Below are 17,807 nucleotides of genomic sequence, written 5' to 3'. Positions count from 1 at the left end.
GGGGCAAGGATAGCGGGCGGAATGGGAATCGGCAGTGATCTGATGCGCGGGCTCGGGTTTGGCGATCCGGTGATCCGCTTGGGCGTCACCGGCCTGTCGCGGGCGGCAAGACGGTGTTCATCACCTCGCTGGTGGCGAACCTGATGGATCGGGGGCGGATGCATGCCCTGCGCGCCGCCGCCGATGGCAGTCTCAAGACCGCATGGCTGCAGCCCCAGCCCGACGACACCGTGCCGCGCTTCGATTTCGAGCGCCACCTTGCCGCCATGACCGGAACCGATCCGCATTGGCCCGACAGCACGCGCCATGTCAGTCAGTTGCGCCTGTCGCTGCGGATCGAGCCACGCGGGTTCTTTTCCGGCCTGCGCGGACCGCAGACCGTGCATCTGGATATCGTCGATTATCCCGGCGAATGGCTGCTGGACCTGCGGCTGATGGAGAAGGATTTCGGGGATTGGTCCGCCGAGGTCCTGGCGCGGATCGATGGCCGCCCCGGCGCGGGGGAATATCTCGACGCGCTGTCCGGCCTCGATCCCGTTGATCGGCTCGACGAACCGACCGCGCAGCGCCTGGCCGAGGCCTATACCGCCCATCTGCAGGCCGCGCGCGCGGCGGGCTGGTCGGACTGCACCCCCGGCCGCTTCCTGATCCCCGGCGAATTGGCGGGCTCTCCGGCGCTGACATTCGCGCCCCTGCCCGAGGGACTGCAGGGCGGCAAGCTTTACAAGGAGTTCCGCCGCCGCTTCGACGCCTATAAGTCGCGGGTGGTCAAACCTTTCTTCCGCGATCATTTCGCCCGGATCGACCGGCAGGTGGTGCTGGTCGATGTGCTGGGCGCGATCCATCAGGGTCCGCAGGCGGTCGAGGACATGCGCCGCGCCATGGCCGATATCCTGACCGCCTTCCGCCCCGGCCGCGCGGGATGGCTGGCGCAGCTTCTTGGCACACGGCGGGTCGAGCGGATCCTGTTTGCCGCCACCAAGGCCGATCACCTGCACCATATCCAGCATAACCGGCTGACCGCGATCCTCTCGGCCATGCTGCGCGAGGCGCGCGACCGCGCCGATTTCTCGGGCGCGCGGACCGAGGCCATGGCCATTGCCGCCCTGCGCGCCACGACCGAGGACGTGATCCGGCAGGAGGGCGAGGAACTGCCCGCCGTGCGCGGACGGCTGACCGATGGGCGGCAGGCGGCCTTCTATCCCGGAGAACTGCCCGCCGAGCCGTCGCAATTGCTGAACCCGGCCCGCGACGGGGCAAAGGACTGGCTGGATGCCGATTATGCCGTGATGAATTTCGCCCCCGCGCCGATGACCCGCCGTCCGGGGGATGGCCCGCCCCATATCCGGCTGGACCGCGCCGCCGAATTCCTGATCGGAGACATGTTGTGAGCGACACCCCGAAACGTGGCCCCATGCTGGTGGAGCTCGACTCTCCTGCCCCCGCCGATCCCGCGACCGGTCCGAGCCAGGAGGCACGTGACGAGGCAGGGCGTGCCCAGCCCAATCCCGCCGACGCGCCCCCCATCGACGAGACGGACAGCGCGCTTCCCCGCCCGCGCACGATGGAGATGGTCACCCGGCTGATCGGCCGCCCGCCCTCGCCTCTGACACGGCTGTTCATCAATTCCGGCGTGGCGCTGTTCGTGTTCCTGCTGACCGTCGCCGCGCTGGATTTCATCTCGGGGCTGCTGAACAGCTATCCGCTTCTCGGCTGGATCGGCATCGGCCTTCTGGGCCTGTTCACGCTGGCCAGCCTGGGGATGGCATGGCGCGAATACCGGGCATGGGCGCGTTTTGCCCGGATCGATGCGATCCAGCGGCAGGCCGGGCAGGCATTGACCGAGGAGAGCACCGACAAGGCGCGGCGCGTCATCGATCAGCTGGTGTCCCTCTATCATCCTCGCCCCGATCTGAAATGGGGCGCGAGCGGCTCGCAGAAAGGCGGGACGAGGCCTATGACGCCCGCAGCCTGATCACCATGGCCGAGACCGAATTGATGGCGCAACTGGACCAGGAAGCCCGCCGAGAGATCGAGCCGCCGCCCGCACCGTCGCCGCCGCCACCGCGCTGATCCCGTTGGCACTGGCCGATGTCGCGGCGGCGCTGGCGGCCAATCTGCGGATGATCCGGCGCATGGCCGAGATCTATGGCGGCCGGGCCGGCACGGTCGGAAGCTGGCGGCTGGCGCGCACGGTGATGACCCATCTGGTCGCCACCGGAGCCGTCGCGGCGGGCGACGACCTGATCCACACCGTTGCCGGCGGCGGCGTGCTTGCCAAGCTGTCGCGCCGTTTCGGCGAAGGCGTGGTCAATGGCGCACTGACCGCCCGCGTGGGCATTGCCGCGATGGAGGTCTGCCGCCCGCTGCCCTTCCTTGCCCAACCCCGCCCCAGGGTCGGCAACCTGGTCACGCGCGGATTGCGGGGATTGTTCGGCAACGATGACGGCGGACGCTGACCCGAGGGGCCCGCGCCTCTCGGCGAATTTGCTTGCGATCCCGAGGAAAACAGCTTAAAGGGGAGGCGCTACGTTATCGCTTCTTCGACCTGTCTCCTTCATCTGGCTTCAGTCTTAGAGTTTGAACTGACAAAGCCGGGTTCGTCGCACTCATGCGGACGACATAAGTAAAGGAGATCTCACGATGGCCAACGGCACCGTGAAATGGTTCAACGCCACCAAAGGTTATGGCTTCATCGCGCCGGAAAACGGCAAGCGGGACGTGTTCCTGCATATCTCGGCCCTGGAGCGCGCCAACCTGGCCGCCCCGGCTGATGGTCAGGCCGTGACCTTCGACATCGAAACCGGTCGCGACGGACGCGAATCGGCAATCAACGTCGCTTTCGCCTGAGCGCGATCCGCGCCCATTCGACCGAATGACCGACATGAGCCCCCGCCCTTGACCGGCGGGGGCTTTTCTCATGCGAATGCCGGAAGGGTTTCCGGCAAACAGCTGCCCGCCCCCGAGAACGCGAAATATCCCGGGATCGCCATGGAGAATGATCGTTCCGGCATGCGGTGCCCGCGCGGATTCCGGCCTGCGCCCCCCTTTTTGCCCCAACCTATGCCACCGCATGAAAAAACCCCCGGCCCTGATGAGGCCGGGGGTTTCGGTTCACTGTCCGTCGTGAATGCTTCAGTTCAACCGGCGCGCCACGTCTTCGATGGCGTCGTCGATACCGGCGGAACGCTGCCCGGCCTTGACCTGCGCGGCCAGCAGCTCGGATGCGGCGGCCACCGAAGCCTGCATGGCCTGGTTCTGAACGGCACGAACGGCGTCCTTCTCGGCGCTGGCGATCTGGTCTTCGGCTGCCTTCAGGCGGCGCTGGATCGAGGTCTTGAGGTCCTCCTTGGCCTTGGCGGCCTGTGCCTCGGCCTCGCGGCGGGCATTCGCGATGATCTCGTCTGCCTGCCCCTGCACCTCGCGCTGGCGGCGCTCGTAGCTGGCATAGATCTCCTGCGCTTCCTCGCGCAGGCGGCGAGCCTCGTCCAGATCCTTGCGGATACCGTCGGCACGCTCGTCCAGCTTGCCACCGAGGATCGAGGGCACCTTGAAATAGATCAGGACGCCGACAAAGACCAGGAAGGCCAGCAACACGATGAAATCGGTATTGCGCAGCGAGAAGAACGACCCGCTTGCCGCTGCCGCCGGAGTGGCGGCCAGCAACGAGATGGCGATTGCGCTGATACGGTTCATTGCAAGGCCCCCTTCAAGCGGCTCTCGACGGCGCTGTCCACGGCAGCCTGATCGACATTGCCACCAAAGCTGCGCACCAGTTCGGCGGTGACGTCGCGGGCCACCTCGCGCGCATCGGTCGCGGCGGATTCGCGGATCTCGCGGATGCGCTTTTCGGATTCCGCGGTGCGGGCCGCGATCTCGGAATCGGCATGGGCGATGGCGGCGTCGAGTTCCTTCTGGATCTCGGCCCGGTTCGCCTCGACGATCTTGTGCGCCTCGGTCCGGGCATCGGCCAGCGCCTTGTCATAGGCGGCCTCGGCTTCTTTCGCCTTCTGCTTGAACTCCTCGGCAGCCATCAGATCGCCGGTGACGGCGCCCTGACGATCCGACAGAACGGCGGCAATCCGGGGCAGCGCGATGCGGGACAGCACCCAGTACAGCACCGCCAGCGTGACGATGAGCCAGAAAATCTGGTTCGGGAAGGTGCTGAAATCCAGCTGCGGCATGCCCGAGGATTGCTCGGCGCCATGACCGGCTGCAGCAGCAGCTTCTTCCGTATGTTCGGCGGCCGTCGCGGCTGCCGTTTCTAACAGGCTGATCATTTCCTACCCCTTGGCCTTTCAGGTCACGATGGGGCGGAGGCGAACCTCCACCCCGCCGCAAGGATGGCAGGTGATCAGACCGCGAACATCAGCAGAAGCGCGACGAGGAACGCGAAGATCCCCAGGCTTCCGCGAAGGCGATGCCGATGAACAGCGTAGCGGTTTGACCGCCGGCAGCCGACGGGTTGCGCAGAGCACCCGACAGGAAGTTCCCGGCGACATTGCCCACACCAACGGCGGCAGCGCCCGAACCGATGGCGGCCAGACCGGCACCGATATACTGACCGAGTTCGGCGATATTCCCTTCCATGATGAATCTCCTTGCGGTTGGAAGTAGTGAATGAGGATTGAAGAACCTGGCCCTAGTGCTGCGGATGCAGCGCGTCCTTCAGATAGACGCAGGTCAGGATGGTAAAGACATAGGCCTGGATGAAGGCGACAAGCACCTCGAGGCCATACATGGCGGTCACGGCGAGGATCGACACCGGCGAGATGACGGCGATGGCGGCAAAGCCCGCGAACACCTTCATCACGGCGTGGCCCGCCATCATGTTGCCGGCAAGACGAATGGAATGGCTGACCGGACGAACGAAATAGCTGATCACCTCGATCACCGCGAGGATGGGCCGCAGCACCAGCGGCGCCGAGGTCACCCAGAACAGGCCGAGGAAATGCGTGCCGTTCTTGACAAAGCCAAGCACGGTGACGCTGACGAAGACGGCCAGTGCCAGCACGCCGGTCACGGCGATATGCGAGGTGACGGTGAACGCCTTGGGCAGCAGGCCCAGCATGTTCGAGAACACGATGAACATGAACAGCGTCATGATATAGGGGAAATATTTCAGCCCGTCCTTGCCGGTCACGTCCTCGACCATCTTGTAGGTCATGCCATAGGCCAGCTCGGCGACGGATTGCACACGGCTCGGCACGATGGCGCGTCCACGGGTCCCGGCCACCAGGAGCGCGATGATCGCGGCGGCGACGATGAACAGCCAGAGCGTCACGTTGGTCGGCGTGTACCAATGCACCTCGCCGGTCCCGAACAGGGGTTTCACAAGGAACTGGTCCATCGGGTGGAACGACAGGCCGGTTTCTTCACCATGTGCATCGGATGCCACGATCAATCCCTCTTTTCCCTGTCCGGCGCTGTCTCGCCGGGCTTTGTGCCAAGCTCGGACGCGGTGCGCATCATCGTCTTGATGCCGGCCGCGAAGCCGAGAAATACGAACAGGATCATCAGGAACGGCGTCGTGCCGAACAGATAATCCAGACCAAAACCGATCCCGAAGCCAAGCCCGATGCCCGCCACGAGTTCGATCACCATGCGCCAGGCAATATGCGCCTGGTCATAGGCTGCCTTCGGCCTTTCGGCCTCGGGCTTGGGGGTCATGCGGGACAGCCGCTTCTCCAGATCGCGCAGCCGGTCGGTATTGTTTTCCCGATCCGCGCCATTCTGGGGCCCTTCGGCCATCTGTCACGCCCCCGTTATCACTCGGCCCGGTGTCTAGGGTGGATCCCGGTTCAAGTCAAGCAACTGAGGCGGGATCGCAAAAGACTGATTTCGCTTTATTTTCCCAACCACCCGATTCTGTCGCCCGGCTTGCATTCCGGTGACCCGGCAGACATTATTCAACCGCCAAGTTGAGCATTCCGCGCCATCCGCCCATTCCATCACCAAGGGACCGCCCTCCATGCCCGCCCCCTCTCCCGACCGGCTGGACCTGATCTTCGCCGCCCTCGCCGATCCGACGCGGCGGAAGGTCCTGTCGATGCTGCTCGAGGATGACATGGCGGTCAGCGATGTCGCCGCACCCTTCGAGATGAGCCTTGCGGCGATCTCGAAGCACCTGGGGGTACTTGCGGCGGCCGGGCTGATCCGGCAGGAACGGCGGGGCCGGATCAACTGGTGCATGCTGGATCCCGAGGGAATGCGTGCGGCCTCGGTCTGGATGCAGGGTTTCGGGCAGTTCGATCCGGTGGACCTGGACGAGTTCGAACGGTTTCTGGATGTGCAGATGCGCGAATGGGGCGAGGATCAGGCATGATGTTGCTGCGTTATCCGGTGATGGCCGGTGCCAGGCCGGGCGCTGCCCCGTCGCCGTTCCGGCGACTCCCCGGGATATTTGGATGAAGAAGAAGCGACACAGGGTGGGAGTGGCATGAGCCTTCGCCCGGATATCCTGTGCATCGGCGCGATGCTGTGGGACGTGATCGGGCGGTCGCCCCGTCGGATGGCCCCTGGTGCCGATGTGCCCGGACGGATCCGGCATTTGCCGGGGGGCGTGGCGCTGAATGTCGCCATCGCGCTGGCGCGGTGGCAGTTGCGGCCCGCCGTGCTGTCGGCGGTAGGGCGCGATCCCGAGGGCGAGGCACTGTTGGCCGAGGCCGAGCGGCTTGGCGTGCTGACCGGATGGCTGACCCGCGATGCCGGGCCGCCCACCGATTGCTACATGGGAATCGAGGACAGCCAGGGCCTGATCGCCGCCATCGCCGATGTCCACGGGCTGGAACAGGCGGGCGAGGCGATCCTTGCGCCGCTCTCCGGTGATCTGGCCGGATGGACCGGGCCGGTGGTGCTGGACGGCAACCTGACCGAGGATCTGCTGGCCGCAATCGCCCGCGATCCCGCATTGGCCAAGGCCGATCTGCGCATCGTTCCCGCCAGCCCCGGCAAGGCCGAGCGGCTGGAGCCGCTGATTGCCGCCCGGCGCGGATGCTTCTATCTCAACCGGCTGGAGGCCGAGATCCTCGCCGGACGGGCCTGTCCCGACGCCGCCTCTGCCGCCGAGGCCGTGGTGGCGCGCGGTGCGGCGCGGGTGCTGGTCACCGATGGCCCCCACCCTGCCGCCGAGGCTGTCGCGGGCGGTACGACATTGACCGCCGCGCCGCCGGTGGTGCATGTCGCACGTGTCACCGGGGCGGGCGATTGTTTCCTGGCCGCGCATCTGGCGGCCGAACTGAACCACCAGCCGCGCGACGCGGCCCTGCGGCAGGCAGCCTTCGCCGCCGCCGCCCATGTTTCCGGAAAGGATGTTCCATGAAAGACGCCCCGCTGACATTCTCGCCCGAGGTTTCGGCCGCGCTGGCCGATCATCGCCCGATCGTGGCGCTGGAATCGACGATCATCACCCATGGGATGCCCTATCCGCAGAACCTGGAAATGGCGCGCGAGGTCGAAGGCGTGATCCGCGACGCGGGCGCACCCCTGCCACCATCGCGGTCATGGACGGGCGGATCCATATCGGCCTGACGGACCAGACGCTGGAGGCGCTGGCGCAGACCCCGTCCGACCAGGCCATGAAGCTTTCCCGCGCCGACCTGGCCGTGTGCCTGGCCCTGGGCCGCACCGGGGCAACCACCGTTGCCGCGACGATGATCTGCGCCCATCTGGCCGGGATCCGGGTCTTTGCCACTGGCGGCATCGGCGGGGTTCATCGCGGGGCCGAAAGCAGCTTTGACATCTCGGCCGACCTGCAGGAGCTGTCACAGACCCCGGTGACCGTGGTGGCGGCGGGCGCCAAGGCGATCCTCGACCTGCCCAAGACATGGGAGGTGCTAGAGACGCTCGGCGTACCTGTCTTCGCCTATGGGCAGGACGAGTTGCCGGCCTTCTGGTCGCGCAGCTCGGGGATCGTGGCACCGCTGCGCGCGGACAGCCCGGCCGAGATCGCCGCAAGCGCCGCGATGCGCGCCCGGCTCGGGCTGACAGGCGGGCAGTTCGTCGCCAACCCGATCCCGGCGGAGGCGGAAATTCCGCGCGACGAGATCATGCCGGTGATCGAACAGGCGCTGACCGAGGCCGAGGCACAGGGTGTCGCCGCCAAATCGGTCACGCCCTTCCTGCTGCAACGGATCTTCGAGCTGACCGAAGGGCGGTCCCTGCAATCGAATATCGCGCTGGTGATGAACAATGCGCGTTTGGCGGCGGGCATCGCCTCAGCCATGAGCGCCGAGACGTGAATCGGGCTTCTGCAGGGATTTGCCGTTCCTGATATGCCGCGCGACCAGGCGGCGGGCCCGTTGCGTCCGCATCAGGCTTGCGGCGGGTGAGACCGTGCCGAAATCCCGGAATATCTCGGCATATTCCGCGACCACCGCCTTGGGCAGCACTTGCATCGCCTCTTCGCCGGGATAGAAGCTTTCGCTCCAGCAGCCATCGGCCTCGATGATCTCGTGGGTTTCGAAGACCAGGTGCATATAGGTCACCGGCGCATCGGGACGCGGCTGCGTCACCCCCGGCAGATCCAGCAATGCCTTGGCCGGGATCAGCGCGGTCGATCCGGTCATCCGGCTGGCGATCCTGCTGTTGACGAGAATGCGATGCTGCGGCGAGACGCGCATGTCGCACCGTGGAACGCCCTCTCCCAGGGCTCCGGCTGAAATGAGCACCGGCCACAGGTGGCGGCGATCCCGCAATTCCCGCAACCCCAGGGTCCGGCTGTGAATGGCCCGCAATGTCCTGGCCGAGCCATCATAGCTTGGCACCATCTCGCCCGGAACCAATGTGCCGATCTCTTTCTCGCCCGCCGCTGTCCGGATCGAGGTGCCGGCGGCAAAGCAGATGACATTGAGATTCGCCGCGTTCAGATCCGCCGTGGTCGTATTCAGCACCCTGACGAACCCGTCACCCGAACCGCCGGACAGGTCGATCAGGATCGAGCCGTCATCCATCTCGGTGGTTGCGGCCACGACATCATCCATCGTCTGGAAATAGGAGCCGAGATCGATGACATCGCCGCCCCCGGCCTCGAAATCGGTAATCAGGTCGGTCGTGCCGCCGCCGAATCCGCTTCCGGCGAACCAGTCCGCCCCCGCGCCGCCGGTCAACATGTCATCGCCGCTGCCGCCATCGACATAATCCGCACCCGTTCCGCCATCGATGCTGTCGCCGCCCTCGCCGCCGAAGATGCGATCGTCCCCGCCCGCGCCAAGCAGCGTGTCCGCGTTCACCCCTCCATGGATGTCCTCGTGAAAGAACTGCCCCTGCACGGTGGTCAGCGTGGAGCCCGCCGTTTGCGCCGAAAGCAACGTCATGCGTGCGAAATCATCGGCGGTCCGGGCGGCATCGCCGTCCAGCCCCTCGATGGCACTGGCCAGATCGGCGTAATGCGGCGAGAAGGAAGGGGATTCGGCCCAGATCTCGTGCAATGGCGTCCCGGGCGCACCCGATTCATAGACGCGGGCAGTGGTTCCGATCAGATAGGTTTCTGCCGTGCCGTCGCCATCGGCATCGTAATCGAGGTAATTCGCGCCGCCGCTCATCCCGCCGACCACCTCGGCGCCATCTATGCGGAAATAGCCGCCGATATCGCCATTCACATCCTGCTCGGTATAGGAGGTCAATGTTCCGCTGGTCTGGTGTAGCGTCCCCTCCTGCCCGTCCAGCGAATTCGCCGCACCCGGATACCCGGTGATCGTGACAATGCCCGACAGGTCGTTCGGATCATTGGCGATCAGAAGCGGGATGGCGGGACCATCATAGAATTCGCCGGTGCTGGCGAGGCGGTCGCCGACATGCATGCTCATGTCGAAACCAGCCTTCACGAAGTCCGGATTCCCGTCGCCATCGGTATCATCGCGATAGGCGTCCCACGGCTCGCCCCCTTCGGGCAGGGTATAATCCAGCTCCGTCGTGCCGTGGCTCTCTGCCTCACCGGCAAGGCTGCGTTGGGGGACCGCCGTGCTGCTGCCGCCCGGTGCCGGATTGTGATTGGCGCTGAAATATATTCCGCCACCGATATGCATGCCCGAGAATTTCACGTCCACCGAGGTGAGATGTTCATCCTCGGTCGAATTGGGATCGACGATTTCCAGAGCCATGATGTCCCCGAGTTGCCTGCGAATGTTGAGACAGATCAACAAGCAAAACTGGAACGCGGGAAAAAACCTGTCCTCCCTCCCATAGCATGAGAATTCTCACGAGTCATTATTAATTTTTAGCGATTTCAACTTATTGAGATATATTTCTAGAATCATGCAACCGTGGCGTGACGCCTCCTTGCCGCCGCCCGAAGGGATCGCGGCAGATAAAATGACCGCCGCATCCAAATAGAGTCTTGACCGGAACGCGGCCTGCCCTGTTCTCTGCATCCCATGTCGAACCCCGAGCCTACCCCCCTGCAATTGCCAACCCGCAAACCGGGGCTGCTGGCGATGCTGCGCTCGAATTTTCTTGCCGGGCTGGTGGTCGTCGCGCCGATCGGCATCACCGTCTGGCTGATCTGGACGCTGACCGGCTGGATGGATAGCTGGGTGCTGCCGATGATACCGGCCCGCTGGCGGCCCGAGAATTACGTCGGTCTCAACCTGCGCGGTCTCGGCGTGGTCGTCTTCCTGCTGTTCACCGTGCTGATCGGGTGGCTGGCCAAGGGGTGGCTCGGACGGGCCCTTTTGCGCACGGGCGAGCAGATCGTGGCACAGATGCCCATCATCCGCTCGGTCTATGGCGGGCTCAAGCAGATCGCCGAAACCATCCTGTCACAAAGCGAGGCCCGGTTTGATCGCGCCTGCCTGATCGAATATCCGCGCAAGGGATTATGGGGCGTGGGCTTCGTCGCGGGCCCGGCAAAGGGAGAAATCCTCGACCATAGTTCCGAGGACCTGATCGCGGTCTTCGTGCCGACAACGCCCAACCCGACCTCGGGCTTTCTTATCTACACCCCCGCCAGCGAGGTGGTGTTCCTGGACATGTCGGTCGAGGACGCGGCCAAGCTGGTCATCTCGGCCGGGCTGGTCTATCCGCCAGCAAGAAAGCCCAAGCAGAAAGGCGGCAGGCAAACGCCCAAGACCGAATAGAAGGGCCGCCGGGTCTTCCGGGTGGCGCCCTCTTCTTCATGCAAATATCCCCGCCGGAGGCATCCGCGACCGCAGGCGCGCCAAGGCCGGGATAACGCGAATCAGCCCTCTTCCGACATCTTCGCGCGCAGCCCCTCGACCGCGGCGGTCAGCCCTTCGGCGGGCACGCCCCGCAAAAGCTCGTCGCCGATCACGAAGGTGGGCGTGCCCATGATCGCCATCCGCTCTGCCAGTTGATGGTTCTCGCGCAGCACGTCGCTGACCTCGTCGGTATTCATCCGGTTCACGACCTCGTCGGCATCGACCCCGATCTTTTCCGCGACCTTCTTCAGCGCCTCGATGGTTGCCGGGCTGCGCAGGGTGATCAGCTCGTCATGGGCCTTCATATAGGCTTCGTCCCCGGCGATCTGCTTGACGGCCACGGCAAAGCGGGAAGACGCTTCGCTATCCTGCCCGAGAATAGGAAATTCCTTCAGGATCAGCTTGATATTACCATCATCCTCGACAACCTTCTTGACTTCGTCATTGAAACGGCGGCAGACGCCGCAGCGGTAATCGATGAACTCGACCATGGTCAGGTCGCCATCGGGATTGCCGCCGACCCATGAATGCCCGTCCTCGAAAATGGCCTCGCGATTCGCCGCGACCAGTTGCTGGTCGTTCTGCACCGTCTCGGCGGCGCGGCGCTCCTCCAGCACGTTGATCGATTCGACCAGCACCTCGGGATTGGCCATCAGGTATTCGCGCACCGCCTCGCCGAAGGCGGTTTTCTCCTCTTCGGACATCGAATTGATATCGAATGCCATTACCGGGGTCGCGGTGAGCAGCAGCGCGGCGATCAGTCGTTTCATCGAAAACCTCTGGACATAATTCGGATGCAACTTGGCCCCTGTGCGCGGTAATGGCAAGAAATGCCGCAACACGGCTCTGTGAAGCCGCCCAAAAGACTAGAGCCTGCCGCCGCGCCGCGTTAAGAAGGCGCAAAACGAATATCGAGGCCCGAGCATGCGCCAATCCGCCCGCGGACAGGTTGATCCGTTCATCGTCATGGATGTGATGGCGGCTGCCGCGCGGGCCGAGGCCGCAGGCCGCCACATCATCCATATGGAGGTCGGCCAGCCCGGCACCCCCGCCCCCGCAGCGCGCGCAAGGCGCTGGCCGCGGCACTGGATCAGCCGCTTGGCTATACCGTCGCCCTCGGCCTGCCCGAATTGCGCCGGGGGATCGCGGATTTGTATCGCCGCTGGTACGGGATCGATCTCGATCCGGCCCGCGTGGTGGTGACATCGGGCAGCAGCGGGGCCTTTATCCTGGCCTTCTCGGCACTGTTCGATGCCGGGAACCGGGTGGCGATGGGATTTCCCGGCTATCCCAGCTATCGCCAGATCCTGCGCGCCATGTCGCTGGAACCCGTGGGGATCGAGACCCGGCCCGAGGACCGCTATCAACCCCGGCCCGACGCGCTGCCCGATGCGCAGGGGTTGATCCTCGCCTCGCCCGGCAACCCTTCGGGAACGGTGCTGCGGCTTGATGAGATGCGGGCATTGACGCAAGCCGCTGCGGCAAAGGGCATGGCCGTGATCTCGGACGAGATCTATCACGGGCTCAGCTATGGCGACCGCTGCCATTCGGCACTTGAGGTTACAGATGAGGTTTTCGTCGTAAACTCTTTCAGTAAATACTTTTCCATGACCGGGTGGCGGGTCGGATGGATGATCGTTCCGGAAACGCATCTGCGCACGGTCGAGCGTCTGGCCCAGAACCTGTTCATCTGCCCGCCCCATGCCAGCCAGGTCGCGGCGCTGGCCGCGCTGGATTGCGAGGACGAGGCGCAGGCCAATCTGGCCTTCTATCGGGAAAACCGCCGCCTGATGCTGGAAGGGCTGCCGAAAGCGGGCTTTACCCGGATCGCACCGCCGGAAGGGGCGTTCTACATCTATGCCGATGTGTCGGATTTTACCGATAATTCGCTGGCATTCGCGACGGAAATTCTTGATCGTGCCGGGGTGGCGGTCACGCCGGGACTGGATTTCGACCCGGATCGGGGTGCCCGGACCCTGCGGTTCTCCTATGCCCGCGCGACATCTGATATTGCCGAAGGGTTGCGGCGATTGACGGAATTCATGGCGTCACGATGAGCCTTGCCTTGCCCAGATGGCTGCTGCTGAGCCTCTTGCTGCTGATCCCCGCCCCCGCCCCGGCGCAAGAGGCCGCGCGGCTACTTGTCGGCGCCTCTTCCCTGACCGCCGAGGAGAGTGGCTGGGGATGGGGTTGGGGCCGCGAACCGACACTGGAACTTGAACTCGCGCTAAGCCGGGCGGTGCCCTATCGCGCCGTTATCGTGGGCGATCCGGTGCGGCTGATCGTCGATTTGAAGGAGACCGATTTCAGCGGGTTGCGGACCGAGGATCTGTTCGGCCACGATGCCGTCCCGGCGATCCGCTGGGGCGCGTTCCGGCAAGGATGGTCCCGTATCGTGGTGGAACTTCCCGGCCCCTACAGGATCACCAGCGCAAGCCAGCGGACCAAGGCTCCGCAGCCGGTCATCCGGGTCAGGCTGGAGCCGGTCGCCGAGGATGAGTTCGCTCCGCTGCCCAGTGCCACCGCGGCGCTGCGCAACCTGCCCGCCCCCGCCGATCTGCCTCCCCCCACAGCCGATGCCGAAGGCCTGACGGTGGTGCTGGATCCCGGGCATGGCGGCTTCGATCCCGGCGCGCAGGCGGGCGGAGAGACCGAGGCCGACCTGGTCCTGGGCTTTGCGAAAGAGCTGCGAACCGCGCTGGAGGCGCAGGGCGTCACGGTCAGGATGACGCGGGAAGATGACAGCTTCGTCAGGCTTGAGAAGCGGATGACCATGGCCCGGGATGCAGGCGCGGACCTGTTCCTGTCGCTCCATGCCGATGCCCTGCCGAGCGGTCAGGCGGCGGGGGCGACCATCTTCGTCTGGAATCCCAAGGCCAATGGAAAGGCGGCCAGGCAACTGGCCACGCGCCATGATCGCAGCGACCTGCTGTCGGGGATAGACCTGACCGGCAAGGATGACGGGCTGGCCTCGGTGATGATGGATTTCGCCCGCACCGATACCCAACCGAGATCCGAGAATTTCGCCCGTTTCCTGACTTCGCGCATGGCCTTGCAGGGGATCGGATTGCATGACCGGCCGATCCAGGGCGCGGCATTCTCGGTGCTGAAATCCCCCGACATCCCTTCGGCCCTGCTCGAACTGGGCTTCATCACCGATGAGCACGACCGTGCCAATCTGACCGATCCGCAATGGCGCGCCCGCATGGTGCGGGTGCTTGTCGAGGCGATTTCCGGTTGGGCAAGGGACGAGCGGTTCCGCGAAACGAATCTGCGGCACTGAATGACCCGGCCTTTCCGAACCCGGCTTGCCCGCGCGGCAATCCCCCTCCGGCGGCCCGCAATTTGCCGCGTTCCGATGACCCAGTGTTGTTTTGACGCTTGTTGATGCTCCCGCTATAGACTGGGACAAACAGCGAAAGGCCTCTCTTCCGTGCTGCGCAGCATTCTCTCATTTTTCGGCTCGATCTTCTCGTGGTTCGTGACCGCCTGTTTCTTCATCGCGCTGACCCTTGGCGGGATTTTCTGGATGTATTCCCGCGACCTGCCCAGCCATGAGCAATTGGCGCGCTACACGCCCAAGACCATCAGCCGGATCTATTCGAGCGAAGGCCGCCTGATCGACGAATTCGCCGAGGAACGCCGGATCTTCGTTCCGGTCGAGGAAATCCCCGACCTGCTGAAACAGGCCTTCATCAGCGCCGAGGACAAGCATTTCAACGATCATCCGGGCTATGACATCCGGGGCATTGGCAGCGCGATCTGGCAAGCGGTCCGCAGCGGCGGAGAAAGCGTGCGGGGCGCTTCGACCATCACCCAGCAGGTGATGAAGAATTTCCTGCTCTCCAGCGACCGCAGCGTCGAGCGCAAGGTGAAGGAACTGATCCTCGCCTCGCGGCTGGAACATTCGCTGAGCAAGGACCAGATCCTCGAACTCTATCTGAACGAGATCTATCTTGGCCAGAACAGCTACGGGGTGGCCGCCGCCGCGCAGACATTCTTCAACAAGTCGCTGTCCGAACTGGCCCCGCACGAGGCCGCGATGCTGGCGGCCATGCCGCAGGCACCGGGCCGCTATCACCCCGTCCGCGCCAAGGAGCGGGTGACCGAGCGGCGCAATTACGTGCTGCGGGAGATGTGGCAGAACGGCTATATCGACGAGGCCACCTATGAGGCCGAGGCGAAACTGCCGCTCAAATCCGTGCAGAATGGCGATTATCCCTCCTTCCGCGAGCAGATGCCGTCGCGCGATTATTTCACCGACGAGATCCGGCGTCAGCTCAGCCGCGAATTCGGGCATGACGAATTCTTCGGCGGCGGGCTGACCATCCGCGCGACCATCGACCCGGAAATGCAGGACCAGGCCGCCGATGCGCTGCGCGAGGCGCTCGAGAAATACGACCGCGGTCTTGGCATCTGGAACGGCACGGGAGAGACGATCCCGCCCGGGAAACTGGCGAACGAGGCGTCCTGGCGGGGCGCGCTGTGGGATCTGCAGGTGCCGCGCGACATTCCCGGCTGGTATCCGGCGGTGGTGCTGGAACAGGGCGAGCAGGATGCCCGTATCGGCATCGAGGGCATCGAGGAGGATGCCGACGGCCACTGGATCCCGGCCCAGGACGTGCAATGGGCGCGCAAGCGGCTGTCCGATGGCAGCCTCGCGTCCCGCGCGCAGGTCGCAAGCGATCTGCTTGAAATCGGCGATGTGGTGCTGGTGCGCGCCATGACCAGCGACAGCGACGGCAGCTTCATCCGCTGGACGCTGCGGCAGGTCCCCCGGGTCCAGGGCGGCTTCATGGCGATGGATGTCAATACCGGCCGCGTCATCGCCATGCAGGGCGGATTTTCCTACCAGTCCTCGGTCTTCAACCGCGCCACGCAGGCGCAGCGGCAGCCGGGCTCCAGCTTCAAGCCCTTCGTCTATGCCGCCGCGCTGGACAACAATTACACCCCCGCCACGATCGTCGTGGACGAGCCGATCCGCGTGAACACTCCCGCCGGATTGTGGGAGCCGAAGAATTCCAGTGGCCGCCATTACGGCCCGACCCCGCTGCGCACCGGGATCGAGCAGTCGCGCAACCTGATGACGATCCGCATCGCACAGGATATCGGCATGGAGACCGTTGCGGCATATGCCGAGAAATTCGGCGTCTACGACCGTCTCAAGCCCTTCCTGGCGAATTCGCTCGGCGCGCAGGAGACGACGCTGTTCAAGATGGTCGCCGCCTATGCGATGTTCGCCAATGGCGGCGAGCGGGTGGAGCCGACGCTGGTGGACCGGGTGCAGGACCGTCGCGGGCGGACCATCTATCGCCATGACCGCCGGGTCTGCGAGACCTGCGGCCTGCAGGCCCTGCCCGCCGGCCGCGCGCCGGTGATCGACAGCAATCGCGAGCGGGTCATGGATGCCGTCACCGCCTATCAGCTGACCTCGATGCTCGAAGGCGTGGTCGCGCGCGGATCGGGGAAGGGCGTGAACCTGCCGGTGCCGATCGCCGGCAAGACCGGCACCACGAATGACGCCAAGGATGTCTGGTTCATCGGCTTTTCCAGCAATATCGTGGCCGGCTGCTATCTTGGCTACGACCAGCCGCGCAGCCTGGGCTCGCATGCCTATGGCGGGACATTATGCGTGCCGGTCTTCAACGCCTTCATGCGCGAGGCGGTGAAGGAATTCGGCGGCAGCGAATTCAAGGTTCCGCCCGGCGGTTACTGGGTCAAGATCGACCGCGTGACCGGCCAGCGCCTGCCCGACGATGCGAACGGCCCCAATGTCATCGCCGAATATTTCCGCGACGGCACCGATCCCGACTGGCTGTCGCCCTATGTCGTCGCCGGTTTCGGAGACGAGAATGTGGTGCTCCCCTGGGAGGCCGGATCCGATGGCGGAACCGCTGTCACCACCTCGACCGGAGAGCGCAAGGTGATCCCGAAAAAAGCGGATTTCGGGACGATGTCCTCGGGCGGGCTGTATTGATCGAAGCCGGGGCATGCTGGACCGGAACAGGCGTTCGGGCCGCGTGACCCGGGGCGAGCCTATGGGGGGGCGATCTCTCGGGGGAATGATCCGACGAGCAGAATACGCGGCTATCCTGATCGTTGCGGGAAAAGCGCTATCAACCGACGGCTGTAATATCGATGCGGCGGAACATTGATCCGTGCTGGCGGACTCCCTGCCTTACCATGCCATGGGCGCCTATTAACCAGCCAGTCAAGTTTCCATTTACAGATCCCGGTGAAGAGACGCATTTTCACATGTGAATCGACGCATTTAGCGGAAAGCGAATGCAGTCGCCTTCACGCGATTTATGCGCATCTGGTTAACATTGTTCGGTCAAGGGTAAGGAAGTTTCGTGGTTATATCTGTAAAAAACTCCGATGGAACGGGACAGGGTGAAGTTGCCGCCGACGGGGAATCCTACTCCGGTAACATCAACCAGGGCGATAACGACGCCAACTACGTCATCGACAATAACAGCACCTATACCGGCAGCTTCGCGACCGGCGCCGGAAATCACACCATCCTTCTGGATTCCGGTGGCGTTGTTGAGGGCACCATCCAGCTCGGCGGTTACGGAACACATTCCAACACGATAGAGGTTTTCAACAATTCCGCAGATGATCTGCCCCCACGACAAACCCAGATAGGCG

At 64.5% G+C, this 17,807-nt stretch carries 12 protein-coding genes and 5 pseudogenes; 10 read left to right on the top strand and 7 right to left on the bottom strand.

Annotation, left to right across the window (positions count from 1 at the left end; translation table 11 throughout):
- The first annotated feature begins 21 nt into the window (after positions 1 to 21).
- From A7A09_RS12870 to A7A09_RS12860, 3 genes and pseudogenes are all read left to right on the top strand, one after another.
- Positions 22 to 1,391 (top strand): annotated as a pseudogene (locus A7A09_RS12870) (YcjX family GTP-binding protein).
- Positions 1,388 to 2,459, top strand: a pseudogene (locus tag A7A09_RS12865) (YcjF family protein). The pseudogenes A7A09_RS12870 and A7A09_RS12865 overlap by 4 nt, the downstream one beginning before the upstream one ends.
- Before the next feature lie 184 nt (positions 2,460 to 2,643).
- Positions 2,644 to 2,850: a cold-shock protein gene (locus tag A7A09_RS12860; RefSeq protein ID WP_106691771.1), complete on the top strand. Its 207-nt coding sequence runs from the start codon at positions 2,644 to 2,646 to the stop codon at positions 2,848 to 2,850.
- Positions 2,851 to 3,135: 285 nt separating this feature from the next.
- Here A7A09_RS12860 and A7A09_RS12855 read toward each other — a convergent pair whose 3' ends face one another.
- The 5 genes and pseudogenes from A7A09_RS12855 to A7A09_RS12835 form a co-directional block, all read right to left on the bottom strand.
- Positions 3,136 to 3,696, bottom strand: a complete 561-nt coding sequence (locus tag A7A09_RS12855; protein ID WP_106691770.1) for a F0F1 ATP synthase subunit B — start codon at positions 3,694 to 3,696, stop codon at positions 3,136 to 3,138.
- Positions 3,693 to 4,280 (bottom strand): F0F1 ATP synthase subunit B', encoded by a 588-nt coding sequence (locus A7A09_RS12850; protein WP_106691769.1) that lies wholly within the window; start codon positions 4,278 to 4,280, stop codon positions 3,693 to 3,695. Before A7A09_RS12850 ends, A7A09_RS12855 begins: the two co-directional genes overlap by 4 nt.
- A gap of 74 nt (positions 4,281 to 4,354) precedes the next feature.
- Positions 4,355 to 4,590: pseudogene (locus A7A09_RS12845) on the bottom strand (F0F1 ATP synthase subunit C).
- A 52-nt stretch (positions 4,591 to 4,642) separates the two neighbouring features.
- On the bottom strand, positions 4,643 to 5,398 hold the full coding sequence (locus A7A09_RS12840; protein WP_279432720.1) for a F0F1 ATP synthase subunit A: 756 nt from the start codon (positions 5,396 to 5,398) through the stop codon (positions 4,643 to 4,645).
- 2 nt (positions 5,399 to 5,400) lie between these two features.
- Positions 5,401 to 5,751, bottom strand: a complete 351-nt coding sequence (locus tag A7A09_RS12835) for an AtpZ/AtpI family protein (RefSeq protein ID WP_106691768.1) — start codon at positions 5,749 to 5,751, stop codon at positions 5,401 to 5,403.
- Positions 5,752 to 5,971: 220 nt separating this feature from the next.
- On the opposite strand from A7A09_RS12835, the gene A7A09_RS12830 reads away from it, so the two are divergent.
- The 3 genes and pseudogenes from A7A09_RS12830 to A7A09_RS12820 all read left to right on the top strand — a co-directional run bounded on the left by A7A09_RS12830 (position 5,972) and on the right by A7A09_RS12820 (position 8,240).
- Complete coding sequence (locus A7A09_RS12830; RefSeq protein ID WP_106691767.1) at positions 5,972 to 6,325, top strand: ArsR/SmtB family transcription factor; 354 nt, start codon at positions 5,972 to 5,974, stop codon at positions 6,323 to 6,325.
- Positions 6,326 to 6,439: 114 nt separating this feature from the next.
- Complete coding sequence (locus A7A09_RS12825) at positions 6,440 to 7,321, top strand: PfkB family carbohydrate kinase (protein ID WP_106691766.1); 882 nt, start codon at positions 6,440 to 6,442, stop codon at positions 7,319 to 7,321.
- Positions 7,318 to 8,240, top strand: a pseudogene (locus tag A7A09_RS12820) (pseudouridine-5'-phosphate glycosidase). The gene A7A09_RS12825 and the pseudogene A7A09_RS12820 overlap by 4 nt, the downstream one beginning before the upstream one ends.
- Here the strand turns inward: A7A09_RS12820 and A7A09_RS12815 are convergent.
- Positions 8,217 to 10,100 (bottom strand): Hint domain-containing protein, encoded by a 1,884-nt coding sequence (locus A7A09_RS12815; protein ID WP_106691765.1) that lies wholly within the window; start codon positions 10,098 to 10,100, stop codon positions 8,217 to 8,219. The pseudogene A7A09_RS12820 and the gene A7A09_RS12815 overlap by 24 nt on opposite strands.
- A 273-nt stretch (positions 10,101 to 10,373) precedes the next feature.
- Between A7A09_RS12815 and A7A09_RS12810 the strand changes: the two genes are divergently transcribed.
- Positions 10,374 to 11,075, top strand: coding sequence for a DUF502 domain-containing protein (locus tag A7A09_RS12810; protein ID WP_106691764.1), 702 nt, complete (start codon positions 10,374 to 10,376; stop codon positions 11,073 to 11,075).
- A 101-nt stretch (positions 11,076 to 11,176) separates the two neighbouring features.
- Here the strand turns inward: A7A09_RS12810 and A7A09_RS12805 are convergent, their stop codons facing one another.
- Entirely contained in the window at positions 11,177 to 11,926 is a 750-nt protein-coding gene (locus A7A09_RS12805; protein WP_106691819.1) for a DsbA family protein, read from the bottom strand.
- A 154-nt stretch (positions 11,927 to 12,080) separates the two neighbouring features.
- Between A7A09_RS12805 and A7A09_RS12800 the strand changes: the two are divergent.
- The 3 genes and pseudogenes from A7A09_RS12800 (at position 12,081) to A7A09_RS12790 (ending at position 17,133) form a co-directional block, all read left to right on the top strand.
- Positions 12,081 to 13,213 (top strand): annotated as a pseudogene (locus A7A09_RS12800) (pyridoxal phosphate-dependent aminotransferase).
- A gap of 8 nt (positions 13,214 to 13,221) precedes the next feature.
- Positions 13,222 to 14,439, top strand: coding sequence for an N-acetylmuramoyl-L-alanine amidase (locus A7A09_RS12795; RefSeq protein WP_245999325.1), 1,218 nt, complete (start codon positions 13,222 to 13,224; stop codon positions 14,437 to 14,439).
- Positions 14,440 to 14,589: 150 nt separating this feature from the next.
- A complete protein-coding gene (locus tag A7A09_RS12790; RefSeq protein WP_106691762.1) occupies positions 14,590 to 17,133 on the top strand; it encodes a penicillin-binding protein 1A in 2,544 nt (847 codons plus the stop codon).
- The last annotated feature ends 674 nt before the right edge of the window (positions 17,134 to 17,807 follow it).

Source organism: Paracoccus methylarcula (assembly GCF_003007735.2).
GTDB lineage: Bacteria > Pseudomonadota > Alphaproteobacteria > Rhodobacterales > Rhodobacteraceae > Paracoccus > Paracoccus methylarcula.
The sequence above is the reverse complement of the archived record's forward strand: the minus strand, read 5'-3'. Positions and strand labels throughout refer to the sequence as shown.